We start from the raw sequence: 16,503 nt of genomic DNA, 5'->3' as shown, positions 1-16,503 counted from the left end.
CAATGGTACCGAGAAGAGGACTCGAACCTCCACGGAGTTGCCCCCACTAGCACCTGAAGCTAGCGTGTCTACCAATTCCACCACCTCGGCATTGTGGCGCTAAGTTACTCATATTTTGCTGAACTGTCAATGGCTTTTTCAGATTTCAATTCTACTCTCTTGGCCAAAATGCTGGCGATTTGCGCTCCGATACTGACATACTTCGTGTATGATCCATTTCGGTGCTCTAAAATCGCAGCATTCTGGCTCAAGTTAGCTGGAATAAGAGGTTCCTGCTTTTAAAATACGTTCCCGCACTCCTTGCCAACTTCCTGTTTCTGGGGGAAGTTCGATTGCAATGATTTGAACATCGGCTGCATCGGCTTTGCGTAATTGATAATATAAGTCAAAGGCCAATTCTTCGGGATGATCTGCCAAAAGGTGGAAATGATCTTCAGGGATATTCATTGGCCGGTTGCGTGCAATAACATACACTTCATCTGGATTTTTTTGGCAAAAATCTGCAAGAGCTTCGTAACTGACAAAATAATATAAGATTTTTTGGGGTTGGTAATGGCTTTCCAGCTTCCCGGGAACACGTAGGGTACTCTCAAGGCGGAAGGAAGGAGTCGCAATCACTTTGGCTATAGTTTTTTCATCAATAAGACCATGACGTAAAATTTGATAGTTTTCTGCATGGGTCGCATCAATGATGGTCGATTCAATGCCCACGCTACAACGTCCTCCATCTAGTATGGTTAACTCTAGGTTAGGAAATGATTCGCTAACATGTTGCGCGGTAGTAGGGCTGACTTTTCCAAAGGGGTTGGCTGATGGAGCGACCAGCGGGATACCTAATTTTGTCAATAATTCCTGGGCTATAGGATGGGCAGGACATCTGATGGCGACAGTAGTCTGGCCACCCGTAATTAACGGGTCGATTTGATCGCGCTTGCAATGTAAGACAAGAGTTAGAGGGCCTGGCCAAAATTTTTTAATGAGTTGTTGCGCATAAACAGGAATGTCTTCAACCAGGGTACTGAGATCCCAGTTTTGTGGGACATGAACAATTAAGGGATGATTTAATGGTCTATCTTTCATCACAAAAACGGTTCTAATGGCCTTTTCATTATTAATAGGCGCGGCTAACCCATAGACAGTTTCTGTAGGTATGGCTACAGGTTTCCCTTCACGTAATTCATTGATCACCTGATCAATATTGGTGGTAATTAAAGGCATATACCAATCATAGATTTAAAAACCCCTTATTTTTACACAAATTGCAAGAGAAATCAGTATTTTTGCGTTTTCAATTTTACCCACATAGAATAACTATACTTAATATAAAGAGATCAGGAAATTTGTCGTGTTTCTTAATTTATTAGAAAAAACAGTGGATGGTTTTTTTGCCATCATTCCCAGGGATAAACCCTCGATGGAAGTCGTTAAGTCTGCTCGTTTGATTGCACATAGAGGCGCCCATAATCATGCACAGGGTATTATTGAAAATACACTTGCTGCATTTAATTTGGCAAAAAAATTGAACTGCTGGGGAATTGAATTTGACGTGCGCACAACAGCAGATAAAGTACTGGTGGTAAATCATGATGCTACTTTAAAGCGTCTCTGGAGCCATGATCGAACAATTGCTGACCTGAGTTTTAATGAACTAAGGACTCTGGCTCCTGATGTGCCCACGCTTAATGAGGTTGTTGCTGCCTATGGGAAGAGTATGCATTTGCTGATTGAGCTAAAAGCACCTTTTCAGGATGAGGATATTTTAGTAGAGGCTTTAAATGGGTTATCTGCTGGTGAAAACTACCATTTGTTAACTCTAGATTCTGCAATTTTTTATTCATTGTCGCAATTTCCTAAGGAAGCTCTTTTGCTGGTTGCATCACATTGTAATGTGCATCAATTTTGTAACGCCAGCTTAAATGAGAATTATGGTGGTGTACTAGGCCATTATTTTTTGATCAACAACAAAATAGTTAACCGATTCAAAGCAGCCGAAAAAATTGTCGGTGTGGGTATGGTAGATTCTAAATACAGCTTATACAGAGAATTAAATCGAGGAGTAAACTGGCTTTTTACCAACCGAGCAGATGAGTTGAATGCTTATTTGCGTCATTTTTAGCAAAGTAATAGAGTTCATATCCTTTTGTCTTTTAAAACGCCATCTTAAGTTCGGCTTGTAACTAATTGACCGGTTGCACAAGATATGTTCTGATAGCAATCAAATTTTAATTTCATTTTTATTAGCAAAACTAGGGGGGCTGTAAACAGACCCTAAAATGTAAGTAACGTTTTAAACGAAGATAATTTTGTTAAAAGGGATGTAGGATATGGGATGGGCGGATAGATTTTGGACGGCAACCAATTGGGTTTTAGATACAACGGTACATGCAGTGGCAGATACCATGAGCTATTGCGGTACACTGGCATGTACTCTTGGCGGAGCTGCCTATGCACTATCTAACGTGCTTCCTTTGCAGGAAGTCAATGCAGCATACTATGGGGGTGTGCATGCCGTTGGTAATTTTTCTCTAGGAATTAATATTACAAATTTGAATTATAATATTCCTGAATGGCTCCCATTCGCTTACAGTAACCAGGTAAATAATGATACTCCAGCATATAATCTGACGGATTACATCAGCTTAGGCATGGTTAGCTCGATGAGTACCATATGTATTGGTTCAGGCATTGTCTTAAAAACTTTAGGCGCCAATATTAATCACTGGCAAGAAAACAGGGAAGAACGACGTTTTTACACTCACCGTAAAGGAATTCAAATTAGCAATCCTCAGTTGAAAGAATACCTTTATGTGAGTGCTGAAGCGTTTAGCCGCTCGATATCTACAGTCATGCTCAGTAATGGAGTTACCGCAGCGATTCTCTATTTTTCAGGCAGAGTTTTCCCTGATTTCACGTACCCTCCTAATGGAGAGAAAGTACATGGAGAACATTATAATGGTGCAGTGATAACTCAACCTTTTAATGTAACAGTCGATTTAGGTGAGAGTAACTTTACCGTTCCTCTATATTTTGAAAATTTGAACGTTTTACTAAAAAAAGCAGTTGATACAACCGTAAACGCTACTTATGGTGGCGGTTTTTTCATTAAACCGAATGGAGCCACTCAAAATCCTTCTTTGGCTGTTACAGAGACAGTTTCTTCAACCGTGGGGATAAGCGCTTATCTGGCAAGTAATTTTTTTGCTACTAAATCCAGGGAAATGCATTCTGAAAGAATACACGATGCAGAAGCCAGTACGTACACCCTAATTGACCCTTGATGAATTAGCAGAGTAGAAACGAAAAGCCAATCTCATGATCCAAGAAGAGGGCTAACGCTCAATAATCGCCGCAACACCCATCCCTCCTGCAGTGCAGACACTTAGAAGAATGCGTCCTTGACCTTGATTAGCCAGTATTTTGGCTGCTGCACCAACTAAGCGCCCGCCTGTAGCCGCGAAGGGATGGCCAAGGGCAAGACTCCCTCCCTTAATGTTCATTTTTTGCGTATCAATACTTCCCAAAGGTTTCTTGAGGTTCAAAACTTTTTGGCAGTACTCAGCAGATTCCCAGGCTTTTAACGTGCAGAGTACCTGCCCGGCAAACGCTTCATGAATTTCATAATAATCAAAATCGTGTAATTGGAGTCGATTCCGTGCCAACAAACGTGCAACCGCAATGGTTGGCGCCATTAATAGGCCTGCGCCATGCACGAAATCTACTGCAGCCACTTCGCAGTCCGCAAAATAAGCGAGTGGTTCCAGGTGATGTTTTTTTGCCCATTCAGGGGTGCTTAATAAAACAACGGCGGCGCCATCAGTGAGTGGAGTCGAGTTTCCTGCAGTCAAACTGCTTTTATCTGATTTATCAAAAGAAGGTTTTAAAGCAGTTAGTTTTTCCAAAGATGTATCTTTGCGGGTGATGGTATCTCGTTTTAAGGACTCAAGAGGTGCAATCAAATCCTCATAAAATCCTTCATCATAGGCTTGTACGGCATTCTGATGTGAGCGAAGGGCCAATTCATCTTGATCCTTACGGGAAATTTCCCATTCTTTAACCATTAATTCACAATGTTCCCCCATGGATAAGTGTGTTCGCGGTTCACGTACCTCTGGGACTTCGGGCTTTAACATGCCTAACCGGAACTCCTTGAGCAGCTTCATTTTTTCCTTAAACCCTTTAGCATTTTGAAATTTGATTAAAAAATGGGTCAACCTTCTTTGGCCAATTAATGGAATATCTGAATTAGTATCTGTTCCTCCACCGATACCTACCGCGATTTGTCCACTGGCAATTTTTAGGGCGATAAGATTAACTGCTTCTAAACCCGTACCACAGGCACGTTGTATGGTTAATCCAGGAGTTTCAGGAGAAAGGGAGCTGCCTAAAACAGTTTCACGGGCCAGATTCCAATCAAAAGGATGATTCATGATTGCTCCTGCAATAAAATCACCTAATAACTCACCTTGGATCGTGTTTTTATTGATGAGATCAGCTAATGCCGCACCAAGCAAATCCTGATTGGACTTTCCTAAATAGTAGGTTTGTGATTTGACAAAAGGCGTACGGGAACTGCTAAGAATAGCTACTTTTTCTTTGAAGCTCATGTTAAGTCCTTTTTTTCATATAATTTCTAAGAGATTGACTAAAAAAACTGGGTTTCTTTAAAATTATAGTCTATCTTGTCATGAGTCATAACGGGATTTAGCCTAAGAAAAAAATTCCCCGGTACTTTCAAGTCAAGAATTAAAAACAAGGAGGCTTTTATGTATACCTTGTACTCATTGGGTACGCCTAATGGTATTAAACCGACAATTATGCTTCAAGAATTGTCTCAATCTTATACGATTAAATTAATTGATATTTCTAAAGGAGAACAGTTTAACCCGGAATTTTTAAAAATTTCACCGAATAATAAAATCCCGGTTTTATATGATTCACAAAAAGATTTTTATTTGTTTGAAAGTGTTGCCATATTGGAATACCTTGCAGAAAAGCATGGTAAATTTTTACCTGAATCATTGGTAGAGAAATACACGATTTTGCAATGGTGTTTTTTTCAAGCGGCACATATAGGTCCTATGTTTGGCCAATTAGGCCATTTTCACCGTGCAGCGGAAAAGGTTCCCTATGCACTGAAACGTTATGCAGATGAGAGCGATCGTTTGCTTGGTGTTATGGAAAAACAATTGACGCAATGTTCGTATATAGGCGGTGAGGATTATACTATTGCGGACATGGCAATTTGGCCTTGGATATACTGCTTTCAAATTTTTTATCAGCAAGCCATTGATGAGCAACGGTTTCCTCATTTATTGGAATGGTATCAACGAATCAGCGAACGTGCCGCAGTCAAAGCCGCTTTAAAGGCATATGGTTTGACTTTAGAAGGTAAAAAGGAATAAAGCACGGCCTATAGAACATCTTAAAAAATCCCCTCTCCAGATTAAGCAAACATATAGAGAGGGGAGGGAGATATGAATCATATTACAAGGTAGCTTCGTGTGATACTCTATCCTCTACGCTCCCATGAACGGGTACTTCTTGTTTTACTGCATAAAATCCATTTTTATGTAATAGCCCACCAACTGCAGTTACTTGGGGTGCTTGATCTGACGGGGTGCTCAGCATTTTAAGTGTGTCTATGTGTCCTTCTTGTACTATAAGGAGTTGTTTCAAGCGCTCTGTGGTGTTATCTAATTCTTTTTGCGTTAATACAAGCTTTCGTTCTGCCTCGCAAATACGATCGGCGATTAAAAGAAAACTCGCTTCTTTATTACTTATGAAGAGGTCTAGTTTTTCTTGAAACGCTCGGCGTTGTTCTTCATTGCCAATGGCAGCAGTTGATAATTGCGATATGGTACTGTGCAGCGTATCTATCATCGCTTTAGCTCGATTAAGATCTTCTCCAAGTTCTTTTCGTATCTTTTGGACTTCACCAACTTTTTCTGTTAGTTCCTTTTGACTGATGCCGTATGCTTCAGTAATACGATCTAATTTTTCTCGGTTTTGCTTTAAAAAGTCAACTTGCTGGGTCACGCCTTCTTTGAGTAAACCAGAGACGGCTTCTAATCCATCTTTGGTTTCACCTAACGCCGCGTTTACTTTGGATGTAGCCATAATTTCTCTGTCTATCGCATCAATTTGCTTGCTTATCTGCTCGATATGTTCTGCAAGCTGTGCATTTTCTTTGACAAATTTTTGAATTTCTACTGCTAATTGTTGGCGAATAATATCCAGGGCATTAATGGTCAATTCAAGAAGATCGGCCAAACCTAAAATACCTTTTTGCAAGCTTTCGACAGCGCTGGTACTGCATTTATGATGATCATCAAGAATGAGACCTCCGGCTGTATACGTAACGGCAGTAACACCACAAATGGCCAATAGAAAACCAATGTGTGCGATAATTCCAACAATTAACGTAGGAACCGTTAAGGCGACACCCCCAATAATTTTCTGCCAAAGAGGCAATTCACCCCAGTACTCTGCTGCACGCGAGAAAATACTTGGATTTTTTTCCATGCTTTTAACCGTTTCTTGCAGGCTTTTCCTGATTTCTGCGAATATTTCTTTGGTTATGGTAATTTTTTGGAGCTTGTCTTTTTCTGTATCGGAATTGATGTATTGTAACTTGCTTTGTATTTCTTCTATCGGTGTTTTTTGTAATTCTTCGAGTTCTGTTTCTTTGGGGGTATCAATCGTGATAAGCTGTTGAAGCTCTTCTTCATTGGTAGCCATGTGAATTCCTTTCTGTTGAACAATCTTCCTGTGACTACTATTTTTAACCAGAATAAGATAAAAAAACAAGGGAAAAATTTATCTTTTTGGGTAAATAACAACTTGACCCAGAAAATAAAAATTATTGAGTGAGTGCGAAAAAATTCGTTGGGTCGATTAGTTGGGCTTTTTTAGCCCAACTAAATCAATCTACTTACAAATAAGTAGGGCCAGTATAACCGGAGTCATGTTCCTCTTTAGAACTACAAGAAGAAGCGAGCTCGCTTACTTTAGCAAAACCGGTTGCAAGCGAACGAGTCGTCAAATAAGCAAAAGCTATTGGACCAGTTATAATGGTTAAGAGGGCAGCTGCAACGGTAACTACAGCGCACACAGCAGCAATAATACCTGCTTTCGCAGCAACCATGAGTGCATCATGTGCTTTTTCTTTTGACGCTTCGTGACCCTTGCGTAAACCATCTAAACTATAACCCGCGGCAAAAACTAAACTTCCAAGAGCAGTCAATGCAGCCCCAGCGGCAGTCAATGCTGCACCACATGTAACGAGACCAGAAGCTAAAGGCAAGCCTAATGGAGTTGCTGCGACAAGGCCAAATTCTTTTTTACTTGTATAGGGAGCGAAGAAGCCAGGCACAAAACTTTTTGCAGATTCAAAACTCTCACCCAGTTCTTTTTTTACACCCTGCCACATCATTGTTTTTTGTTCGGGAGTTCCAAAAACTAAATCCCAAAGTGAGCCTTCGGATTGCTCTTCTGTTTTACGTGATTGATGTCGTGTTGGTTCGTCATATCCATACTCGTCATATCCTTCATCTTCTCTTCTATCTCTGTTAAATTTTGATTCCATAGTGACACCCCTAGGGTTGTTTAAATTCGAGCCATGCTATTTAAAAAAAGGCTACAAGTCAAGTTGTGTTTATTTAATTTTTTGATTATTTTAGTGGCACTTAACAAACAAATGGTTTTTTATGACTTTTAGTATTGGCCAACGCTGGATAAGTAACACGGAAACACACCTCGGTTTAGGGATCATTATTGATTTGAATGGCAGGCAGGTGAGCTTGAGTTTCCCCGCTGCCGACGAGGAACGCATTTACTCTATAGACAGTGCTCCACTGAGCCGCATCGTTTATAAAGAAGGTGAAGAAATAACGACATCAAACCAACAAAAAATGTGTGTTGTCCATGTTGAAGAGCGCCAAGGGTTGTTTTTTTATACAGGAGTAGATGAAGCAGGTAATGAGTTGCAGATCAGTGAGCTTTCCCTGGATTGTTTTATCAAGCTAAATACCCCAGAACAGAGGCTCTTTAGTGGTTTGCTTGATAAGCTCAATACGTTTAAATTGCGCATAGATACCTTGCATCATGCCAGCAGATTACAGCAATCTGGAGTTAGAGGATTATTGGGTTCACGAACCAGTCATCTTAAGCATCAAGTGTACATAGCCAGTGAGGTAGCACAACGCCATGCTCCAAGAGTTTTGCTTGCAGATGAAGTAGGGCTTGGCAAGACCATAGAAGCAGGCATGATTATTCATTATCAGTTAGGTACCGGCCGTGCGCAGCGAATATTGATTGTGGTCCCGCAAACATTGATTCATCAATGGCTTGTTGAGATGATTCGACGTTTTAATTTGTATTTCTCAATCATCGATGCAGAACGCTATGAACTTTTGTACGAATTAGATGAAGAAGAAGGGTTGCAGCTCGGAACATCTCAAGAGAATCTTTTTGAAAACGAGCAATTGGTTTTATGCAGTTTGGATTTTCTAATGGAAAATGAAAAAGCATGCCAACAGGCGATGAGTAGTCAGTGGGATTTGCTTGTTGTCGATGAAGCACATCACTTACATTGGTCCGAAGAAGAAAAGAGTCCTGAGTATGAATGCATTGAAGAATTGGCGAAGCAAAGTAAAGGTTTATTGCTTTTGACTGCGACACCAGAGCAAGCAGGAATTGTCAGCCATTTTGCGCGCTTAAGATTGCTTGACCCCTCACGATTTTATAATTTTTCTGCATTTAAAAAAGAGGAAGAAGGGTACCAAAACATCAATAAACTCGTGCAAGAATTGATGGCTTATGAGGAACAAACATCGACTGATGCCTTGAGGGCGGAACATAAGGCTCAGTTGGAAGCTTATTTGGGCAAGATAACAGGTTTGAGCATGAAGCAGATCATTAAAGATCTATTGGATCGACACGGAACGGGACGCGTTCTATTTCGCAATACCCGTGCAGCGATTCAAGGCTTTCCTGAGCGACACGTGCATCCCTGTCCTTTGGAGTGTCCCGAGATTTATTCTTCTATGGAGGAACAAAAAGGTCAAAGGAAGCTTTATCCGGAACAACTCTTGAATAAAGAGATATGGCTTGAAAATGATCCTCGAGTGGCTTGGTTAGTCAATAAAATTAATGAACTGCACCCCAAAAAAGTTCTTATTATTTGTGCCAAGGCAAATACAGCGATTGCTTTAGATCAGCATTTAAAATTAAAGAGAGGAATTCGCAGCACCTCGTTTCATGAGGGGTTATCAATTATTGAACGTGATCGCTCTGCAGCTTATTTTGCGGAACAAGAAAATGGTGCCCAAGTGCTCGTTTGCTCTGAAATAGGGAGCGAAGGCCGAAACTTTCAATTTGCTCATCATTTGGTATTGTTTGATTTACCCTTAAATCCTGATTTGCTAGAGCAACGTATTGGTCGACTCGATCGCATAGGTCAGCGACATCCTATTGAAATTTATGTTCCTTATCTGTTGAATACCGTACAAGAGAAGTTGTTTCGGTGGTATCACGAGGGGATTAATTTATTTACCAGGAGTTGCTCTATTGGCTTTACACTTTATGAAGAATTTGAAAATGAATTACTGCCAATTCTTGATGCAGTCGATACAAAAAAGGGAGAGCTCGATAAACTAATTTTAGAAACAAAGGTACGTGCGGAACAGATTAATCAGGCACTTCATGAAGGTCGAGATCGGTTGTTGGAATTAAATTCCTGTAATGCACCTCAAGCGGAGGCATTAATTGCTGCCATAGAGGCAGAGGAAAATTTTTTGGAATTGGAAAATTATATGGCGCAAGTATTTCAAGAGTACGGTATTGACCATGAGTACCATTCTGAAGCTACGGAAATATTGCGCCCAACGGAGCACATGAAAATAAGTCATTTCCCAGGGTTAAAAGAAGACGGTGTTACTGTGACCTATTCCCGTCCTAAAGCACTGGTGCGTGAAGATGTTGAGTTCTTAAGCTGGGAACATCCTATGGTCAGCGAATGTATGGAAATGATCCTGGATTCCGAGTTGGGAAATGCGACTTTGGCTACAATTTCTATAAAAAGCATTAAGCCTGGAACATTATTTTTGGAATCATTCTTTACTGCACTTTGTGCCGCACCAAAAAATTTGCAATTAGATCGTTTCTTGCCGCTCACTCCGATTCGTGTGCTTATGGATGTTTCTGGAAAGAATCTTTCCAGCATTTTGGACTACAAACAATTGAATCAAATGTGTGAGCCTGTTAAACGTCATTTAGGTTATCCAATTATTCAGCAGATAGATGCTGATCTTGAGACCATGTTAACGCAGAGCAAAAAAGTAGCGGAAGGACAATTGCAAGAGATCATCAAACACGCTACAAACCAGATGAAAGAGAGCATTACTCATGAGGTGAATCGGCTTGAAGCTTTAAAAAGCATTAATCCATCGATACGAGAAGATGAGATTGCCTTTTATAAAAGACAGCTTATTGAAAGTGAAGAATTCATTCACAGTACTACTTTAAAGTTGCAAGCACTGCGAGTGGTTATTAATAAAGTCTAGGGTCTGTTTCCATTTCTACTCTCTTGGCCAAACTGTCCTGATTTTCTGCGCTGCTATGCTCACATACCTTATGTATGCGCGCTTCGGCACTCGAAAATCAGGCCATTTTGGCTCAAGCTGGTGTAAACAGACCCTAATGGCAACGAAGCAATTTGCCCCCAAAGGGAATTTTTTTGTAAGATGAAATGAGTCGAATGAATAGGTTTTATTCAGGGTATTTTTGTTTATAATCGTTCACAATAGACACGAATTTTTACTTTAGGGATGTATTCTCTTGCTTTATTGTGATGTATGGAAAATATAGTGTATTAATGATTTTGTTGTTTGCAGTATTTATTTTTTTACAGGATAAGTTGAGTAAGATGATCCGTTAAAAATTACTCACTTAATACATTCTTGAATTGTGTAGTTCAAAGGGAAGAGTCTATTCATGAATCAGCAGATAAAAAAAATTGTAACGGACCTTTTGCAATCAGCAGGAATTACTCCCAATGGAAATGAAGATTGGGACATTCAAATTAATAATGAAGAATTCTATCAGCGCGTTTTTAATGAGGGTTCCATAGCACTTGGTGAGTCCTACATGGATGGATGGTGGGACTGTAAAAGCCTCGACCAATTTTTTACCCGCATTCTCCAGGCCCAACTTGACCAAAAAGTTAAATCCAATAAGTGGATATGGCCGAAATTAATTTGGCTCAAACTGATTAACCGCCAATCGAAAAAGCGTGCTCTGGAAGTGGGTAGAAAACACTATGACCTGGGAAATGAATTATTTAAATCCATGCTCGATAGTCGCATGAATTACACGTGTGGCTATTGGAAAAATGCAAATGATCTGGACACTGCGCAATTAAATAAATTGGAGTTAAGCTGCCAGAAATTAAAACTTGAGCCAGGGATGCACATATTGGATATCGGTTGTGGTTTTGGTGCTTTTGCAAAATATGCTGCGGAACATTATGGAGTCAGTGTTGTTGGAATCACTATATCCAAAGAACAGTTTGACTATGCAAAACAAAATTGTGCTGGTTTACCTATAGAAATTCGCTTTCAGGATTATCGCGATATTCATGAACAATTTGATTGCGTCGTTTCTTTAGGGATGTTCGAGCATGTGGGATATCGAAACTATCGCACTTACATGCAAAAAGTTCGTGACTCCCTCAAAGGCAATGGTTTATTTCTGCTACATACTATTGGTGGAAATATAACTACAAAAGCAGCAGATCCCTGGATTAACAAATATATTTTTCCTAACGGTATGATTCCCTCCATGGAACAAATCAGCCAAGCCTCGGAAGGATTATTTATTATGGAAAACTGGGCTAACTTCGGGGCATATTATGATCATACTTTAATGGCGTGGAATGAGCATTTTGAACAAAATTGGGAATATTTAAAACAGCAATACGATCAGCGGTTTTATCGGATGTGGCGCTATTATTTATTAGCATGTGCAGGCACTTTTCGTTCACGTTCGAACCAGTTATGGCAAATTGTTTTTTCCAAAAATGGTATTCCAGGAGGATATCAGGAGCCTTTGTTTACAGGAATAAAAAAAAGAGGATCTGAAAGCAAAAATGCGATATCGAATTTCGAATTATCTTAATCTCGATCATCATAGTAATGTAGCCTGGGTGCAGGCGAAGCCGTAACCTGGGTTATGCTTCGCTTCACCCAGGCTACATGTATCGATTTGCAACAAATTGAGCTAGTGCTTCTTGGCAAAAACCATACGCAAATGAGCGCTGATTGTCTCGATTGCATTACGACATGCTGGGGTATCAGCAAGATCATTTAGCATAAGAAAATCATGAATTGTGCCGTGATGACGAAGTCCGGTGACCGGCACACCTGCTGCATTAAGCTTGTGTTCGTAGGCTTCGCCTTCATCGCGCAATACATCACACTCACCGTTGATCACCAGTGCAGGTGGTAATCCTTTGAGTTCATCAATCGTCGCTTGCAAAGGACAGGCAGTTATTTCTTTTCTTTTTGCTTTGTCAGGTAAATAATTGTCCCAAAACCATTGCATTGCTTTTTTGGTTAACCAGGGGCCGTCAGCGAACTCTTTATAAGAAGCATTTTCAAAATTGGCATCAGTCACAGGGTAAATAAGTACTTGATAATCAATTTTGGGACCGCCACGCTTTTTGGCAAGGAGGGTCATGACTGCTGCCATGTTTCCGCCAACGCTATCGCCAGCAACTGCTAAACGAGAAGAATCGAGGTTCAATTCTTTACCATGCTCTGCAATGTATTTCAATGCAGTATAATCTTCTTCAATTTGAGTTGGGTATTGCGCCTCTGGAGCCAAAGAGTAATTGACAAATATGATCGCTGCATGAGCACCTACAGCAAGCTCACGAACAAGACGACCATGAGTTTGCCAATCACCAAAAACCCAACCCGCGCCATGATAGAACATGACTACCGGTAGTTTTTCTTTTGCGCCTTTGGGACGAACAATGCGAAGGTCTAGTTTACCTTTAGCGTGTTGAATAGTACGATCTTCAATATCCACATCAGTTTTTTCTTTTCCTCTGGGTAATTCTTGTAATTTGTCAAAAATGGCCCTACCTTCTTTTACTGGAAGATCATAAATTGGTTTACCACCCGCTTTCTTGATTTTTTCAACGAAAGCCCAGGTTTTTGGTTCTATACGTTTACTTAGATCCATTTTACTAGTCCTCATGGTTGAAGTTTAAAAACACAATTTCATTCGTTCTTTATAGGAATATGAAACCAGCCGTCACTTTTATTAACAGGACAGAATAAGTATAGACAATTTGTAAATTTTTTGTTTTCTCGTAAAAAAGCCAAAAAAGTGACTTACTTAAGGCCTTATATTAGATAGAAAAAGTGAATTGGATCACAAATTGAAAGCAGACCGAAGCGATAAAGTACTTAACGGATGTAATGAATAAATAAGTAAAAGGAGCTTTATATCTTGAATAAATTCAAGAATGAGGCGTAGCCTGGTTGCTTGCAACTGTCTCTTGATCACATCTCTGCCTACGCCCCGCGGCTTGACCCTGAGAGTTCCTCACAAAATTTAACCAGGTAGAATGTCATTTGTTGCCCGTCATCCCTGCGTAGGCAGGGATCCATCCATCAAAAATAGTTCATCGCACAAATTAAGCCATGGAGGATTGTTTTACTCAATTTTTTCCTTTTTTAATTTGTTTTTCCCGCGTACATTGTAAATGGATCCCTGCCTACGCAGGGATGACAGCCTTTTAAATATCACCGTAAACTATAGAATAGGTTTCCTGGTTAAATTTTGTGAGGAACTCTCAGGGCTTGACCGCGGGGTCCAGTGTTTTAGCGAAAATCTCCTGGATCCTGCGGACAAGCCGCGGGACGTCGGAATAGATCTGGACTGGTTTTTCAGCGATGTGTAGACGATTCAGTTGCAAGCAACCAGGCTACTTACTTGCTGCGGAGCTACCTGAACTTTTGTTATCCATTTCCTACGGGAAAAGAGCTATTTTCGGTGTTTCTGTAATCAGGGAAAGAACAGTGCATGTGCGCAATCTTCCAGACTCCCTCCTCTCTTTCGATGGTTAACGTGCCACGCAAATGTTCAAATAAATGTTCTTCACCTTCGATGGTAATTCGTGCATGACATACTGCTGCAGCCCACCACGCATCATCAGGAGTCGGAACAAAGCGAATTATTTCTATTTTACCTTGCTCTGATTGGCTCCAATCCCTTCGTAGTTGCTCTTCCATTTCAGTTAAGCCGACGCGATATTCATCGAGTCCAGAGCCCCAAACATTTGTATTTTGAGTAAAAAGGTTGAGCAAAAACGGCAAGTTCCGTTGCTCATATCCCTCACAAAATTGTTTAAAAAGTTGTTCTGCGGGTTTTTTTTCTGGGACTTTCATGGACTTCTCCTGAGTAAATAAAATGTTCGATGAAGTATAGAAAGAAGAAAAAAAACTGTCTGTCCGTAATGAACACGGACAAATGAGTTAAAATTAAGGTTCTATAATGCCGAGCATAAATACATCATACGTTCCATTTCCATCCTTGAAGAAAATCCTGTGCGTTGTTTAATACGTAACATGTAGGTATCAATGGTCCGCGGAGAAAGTTCAAGTATCTGCGCAATTTGTTTGTGAGTTGCACCCTGTAGCAAGAGTCTGAGACATGTTATTTCTTGAGCAGTGAGGTATGTGTTTCCGTTTTTTCCAGTAACATAAATTCTGCCTTGAGTCAGACAAATCTCTTTATAATTCACATCACGATATGCTTCGGGCAAAGTGACAGGGTTTTTATTGAGCACCTGGATTAAATCTTTATTTTGCAGATCAAAATCAAAAATAAATTGCTCGATGGCTTTAAATTTATTGAGATAAAAGGAACCCGGATTTGGGTGCTCATAGGGTAGGGCTACAGCAATCATGTCGTAATAATTTTTACTACGACGGACTAAAGTGAGTCCATTATGCAAATTAAATTTTTCGCGGGCAATTTGCACCGGCATACTGGGTAATTCCTCATCCCAAAGAAACCAGTATGAATGGTTGTTTTCATGCTCATTTTCAAAGGAAGAAAAAACAACCGGTTCATTATCAATTTGTTGGAAATATTCAAAGAGGCCTGTATTGTTCGTCAGACAATTAATCGAACCATCTGCAAAACAGCGTAAATATTGAAAATAACTAAAACCGTATGCATCCAATAAATTTTTACTTACTTCCTGGATTTTATTTTTTAATAAAAATATGGGATGGTTTAAATCAATTTTTAATGACATGCCACTAAAGCAACCTGGATATGTTGGATGCTATTTTGTCAGTATTTTTATTATTGATCAAATTGAATTGTATTGTTTCATTGTGTTTGGTCTGATATGATTGTGCAAAAAGTTGCCTACTTTTAAAGCAGAATCAACTGAACATCAGAGGAGACTATTGATGAGTAAAGCAAAAATTAATTCAGAAGTGCCGCAGAAATTTATTCCAGTAGGCCTCAAACGTCAGATATCAGTTGCCTATACCTCGCCAGACGGTCGACTTACTTCCGATGACCCTAATTCTTATGTAGGAGATGAGCGTGTCGCTTACCAAGACGCGCTACTAAGCCAACATCCGAACTCAGGTTATGCCGATGGAATTTTAGAAGCACGACAAAAAAAGCCTGGTTTTTTTGCTCCTCAAAAGAAAGAAGTTAGTGCGGATAGTGAACCCTCCGCGCCTACGTGCTCATCATAATTTAGTAAAAATTGAACGACTAGGGTCTGTTTATATTTGGCTAGCTCAAGTCATTTTGGCCAAGATAGTAGAAATGTAAACAGACCCTAAATACCTCTCTGTTCTTGAGAGGTATTTTAAGTGATTGCTTCTCCATAGAAATGGTCATTGAAAAAGTAAACTTAACAAGGATGTAAATGGATACAGTCAAGCCTGTAACCCCACAAGAAGTGCTCCATGAATTAATCCAGCCTACTGGTTTTTTTCCAAATAATTTGCGTTATCCCTTATTGCTTTACAAGCAAACGTTGGTCATAACCAATCAATCTCCACCCGCTATTCAGGATTTGTTATTGCGAAATCATTGGGGTAAATCGTGGGTTGATTCGATTTACGACTATCATCACTATCACAGTACCACTCATGAAGTATTAGTTATGATTGAAGGAAAAGGTACAGTCCAATTTGGAGGAGATAAAGGCAAAATTTATGATGTTGAGGAGGGAGATGTAGTGATCATTCCTGCGGGAGTGGCGCATAAAAGCCTGAGTTTATCTAAGGGTTTTAAGTGCATTGGCGCTTATCCATGGGATGCTGATTTTGATATGAATTATGGGAAAGCAGAAGAGCATCCGCATGTTGATGAGCAAATTAAAAATTCCGGATTACCCCAAAGTGATCCCGTGTTTGGAGAACATGGATTATTATTTGATTATTGGAAATAGAACTCTAAAAC

At 40.0% G+C, this 16,503-nt stretch carries 14 protein-coding genes and 1 tRNA gene; 7 read left to right on the top strand and 8 right to left on the bottom strand.

Annotation, left to right across the window (positions count from 1 at the left end; genetic code table 11):
* Window positions 1-3: 3 nt before the first annotated feature.
* Window positions 4-90, bottom strand: a tRNA-Leu gene (locus tag Lani_RS11150).
* 162 nt (window positions 91-252) lie between these two features.
* On the bottom strand, window positions 253-1,218 hold the full coding sequence (locus Lani_RS11145) for an L-threonylcarbamoyladenylate synthase (protein WP_019232640.1): 966 nt from the start codon (window positions 1,216-1,218) through the stop codon (window positions 253-255).
* 127 nt (window positions 1,219-1,345) lie between these two features.
* Here Lani_RS11145 and Lani_RS11140 point away from each other — a divergent pair, with 127 nt between their 5' ends.
* Window positions 1,346-2,116: a glycerophosphodiester phosphodiesterase gene (locus Lani_RS11140; RefSeq protein WP_019232639.1), complete on the top strand. Its 771-nt coding sequence runs from the start codon at window positions 1,346-1,348 to the stop codon at window positions 2,114-2,116.
* Between the two features lie 208 nt (window positions 2,117-2,324).
* Window positions 2,325-3,278 (top strand): hypothetical protein, encoded by a 954-nt coding sequence (locus Lani_RS11135; protein ID WP_019232638.1) that lies wholly within the window; start codon window positions 2,325-2,327, stop codon window positions 3,276-3,278.
* Window positions 3,279-3,329: 51 nt separating this feature from the next.
* On the opposite strand, the gene Lani_RS11130 is transcribed toward Lani_RS11135, so the two are convergent.
* The gene (locus Lani_RS11130; RefSeq protein WP_019232637.1) at window positions 3,330-4,604 is read right to left on the bottom strand and encodes an acetyl-CoA C-acetyltransferase; all 1,275 of its coding nucleotides are present in this window, start codon (window positions 4,602-4,604) and stop codon (window positions 3,330-3,332) included.
* A gap of 159 nt (window positions 4,605-4,763) precedes the next feature.
* Here Lani_RS11130 and Lani_RS11125 point away from each other — a divergent pair, with 159 nt between their 5' ends.
* Complete coding sequence (locus tag Lani_RS11125; RefSeq protein WP_019232636.1) at window positions 4,764-5,402, top strand: glutathione S-transferase family protein; 639 nt, start codon at window positions 4,764-4,766, stop codon at window positions 5,400-5,402.
* Window positions 5,403-5,484: 82 nt separating this feature from the next.
* Here Lani_RS11125 and Lani_RS11120 read toward each other — a convergent pair whose 3' ends face one another.
* Together Lani_RS11120 and Lani_RS11115 are read right to left on the bottom strand one after the other, a co-directional pair.
* Entirely contained in the window at window positions 5,485-6,738 is a 1,254-nt protein-coding gene (locus Lani_RS11120; RefSeq protein ID WP_019232635.1) for a LegC2/C7 family Dot/Icm T4SS effector, read from the bottom strand.
* A 193-nt stretch (window positions 6,739-6,931) separates the two neighbouring features.
* Window positions 6,932-7,585 carry a hypothetical protein gene (locus Lani_RS11115; RefSeq protein WP_019232634.1) on the bottom strand — a complete coding sequence of 218 codons (654 nt, stop codon included), beginning with the start codon at window positions 7,583-7,585 and terminating at the stop codon, window positions 6,932-6,934.
* A gap of 121 nt (window positions 7,586-7,706) precedes the next feature.
* Between Lani_RS11115 and rapA the strand changes: the two genes are divergently transcribed.
* Together rapA and cfa are read left to right on the top strand one after the other, a co-directional pair.
* Window positions 7,707-10,562 carry an RNA polymerase-associated protein RapA gene (gene rapA / locus Lani_RS11110; RefSeq protein WP_019232633.1) on the top strand — a complete coding sequence of 952 codons (2,856 nt, stop codon included), beginning with the start codon at window positions 7,707-7,709 and terminating at the stop codon, window positions 10,560-10,562.
* Window positions 10,563-10,992: 430 nt separating this feature from the next.
* Window positions 10,993-12,174, top strand: coding sequence for a cyclopropane fatty acyl phospholipid synthase (gene cfa, locus Lani_RS11105; RefSeq protein WP_019232632.1), 1,182 nt, complete (start codon window positions 10,993-10,995; stop codon window positions 12,172-12,174).
* Between the two features lie 102 nt (window positions 12,175-12,276).
* Here cfa and Lani_RS11100 read toward each other — a convergent pair whose 3' ends face one another.
* From Lani_RS11100 to Lani_RS11090, 3 genes are all read right to left on the bottom strand, one after another.
* Entirely contained in the window at window positions 12,277-13,245 is a 969-nt protein-coding gene (locus tag Lani_RS11100; RefSeq protein WP_019232631.1) for an alpha/beta hydrolase, read from the bottom strand.
* Between the two features lie 782 nt (window positions 13,246-14,027).
* Window positions 14,028-14,456, bottom strand: a complete 429-nt coding sequence (locus Lani_RS19535; RefSeq protein ID WP_019232630.1) for a nuclear transport factor 2 family protein — start codon at window positions 14,454-14,456, stop codon at window positions 14,028-14,030.
* A gap of 101 nt (window positions 14,457-14,557) precedes the next feature.
* Window positions 14,558-15,331, bottom strand: coding sequence for a helix-turn-helix domain-containing protein (locus Lani_RS11090; protein ID WP_019232629.1), 774 nt, complete (start codon window positions 15,329-15,331; stop codon window positions 14,558-14,560).
* A 160-nt stretch (window positions 15,332-15,491) separates the two neighbouring features.
* On the opposite strand from Lani_RS11090, the gene Lani_RS11085 reads away from it, so the two are divergent.
* Together Lani_RS11085 and Lani_RS11080 are read left to right on the top strand one after the other, a co-directional pair.
* Entirely contained in the window at window positions 15,492-15,788 is a 297-nt protein-coding gene (locus Lani_RS11085) for a hypothetical protein (protein WP_019232628.1), read from the top strand.
* 176 nt (window positions 15,789-15,964) lie between these two features.
* Window positions 15,965-16,492 (top strand): cupin domain-containing protein, encoded by a 528-nt coding sequence (locus Lani_RS11080; protein ID WP_019232627.1) that lies wholly within the window; start codon window positions 15,965-15,967, stop codon window positions 16,490-16,492.
* Window positions 16,493-16,503: the final 11 nt, after the last annotated feature.

Source organism: Legionella anisa (genome assembly GCF_001467525.1).
Taxonomy (GTDB): domain Bacteria; phylum Pseudomonadota; class Gammaproteobacteria; order Legionellales; family Legionellaceae; genus Legionella; species Legionella anisa.
Note: the sequence above shows the minus strand (reverse complement) of the source record. Positions and strands in the feature narration are given on the sequence as shown.

Excerpts from the sequence above, each read along its gene's own strand:
- Lani_RS11135 (WP_019232638.1), top strand. The coding sequence starts at position 2,325 with ATGGGATGGGCGGATAGATTTTGGACGGCAACCAATTGGGTTTTAGAT.
- Lani_RS11100 (WP_019232631.1), bottom strand. The coding sequence starts at position 13,245 with ATGGATCTAAGTAAACGTATAGAACCAAAAACCTGGGCTTTCGTTGAA.
- Lani_RS11080 (WP_019232627.1), top strand. The coding sequence starts at position 15,965 with ATGGATACAGTCAAGCCTGTAACCCCACAAGAAGTGCTCCATGAATTA.
- Lani_RS11115 (WP_019232634.1), bottom strand. The coding sequence starts at position 7,585 with ATGGAATCAAAATTTAACAGAGATAGAAGAGAAGATGAAGGATATGAC.
- Lani_RS11130 (WP_019232637.1), bottom strand. The coding sequence starts at position 4,604 with ATGAGCTTCAAAGAAAAAGTAGCTATTCTTAGCAGTTCCCGTACGCCT.
- cfa (WP_019232632.1), top strand. The coding sequence starts at position 10,993 with ATGAATCAGCAGATAAAAAAAATTGTAACGGACCTTTTGCAATCAGCA.
- Lani_RS11090 (WP_019232629.1), bottom strand. The coding sequence starts at position 15,331 with ATGTCATTAAAAATTGATTTAAACCATCCCATATTTTTATTAAAAAAT.
- rapA (WP_019232633.1), top strand. The coding sequence starts at position 7,707 with ATGACTTTTAGTATTGGCCAACGCTGGATAAGTAACACGGAAACACAC.
- Lani_RS11145 (WP_019232640.1), bottom strand. The coding sequence starts at position 1,218 with ATGCCTTTAATTACCACCAATATTGATCAGGTGATCAATGAATTACGT.
- Lani_RS11120 (WP_019232635.1), bottom strand. The coding sequence starts at position 6,738 with ATGGCTACCAATGAAGAAGAGCTTCAACAGCTTATCACGATTGATACC.
- Lani_RS19535 (WP_019232630.1), bottom strand. The coding sequence starts at position 14,456 with ATGAAAGTCCCAGAAAAAAAACCCGCAGAACAACTTTTTAAACAATTT.
- Lani_RS11125 (WP_019232636.1), top strand. The coding sequence starts at position 4,764 with ATGTATACCTTGTACTCATTGGGTACGCCTAATGGTATTAAACCGACA.
- Lani_RS11085 (WP_019232628.1), top strand. The coding sequence starts at position 15,492 with ATGAGTAAAGCAAAAATTAATTCAGAAGTGCCGCAGAAATTTATTCCA.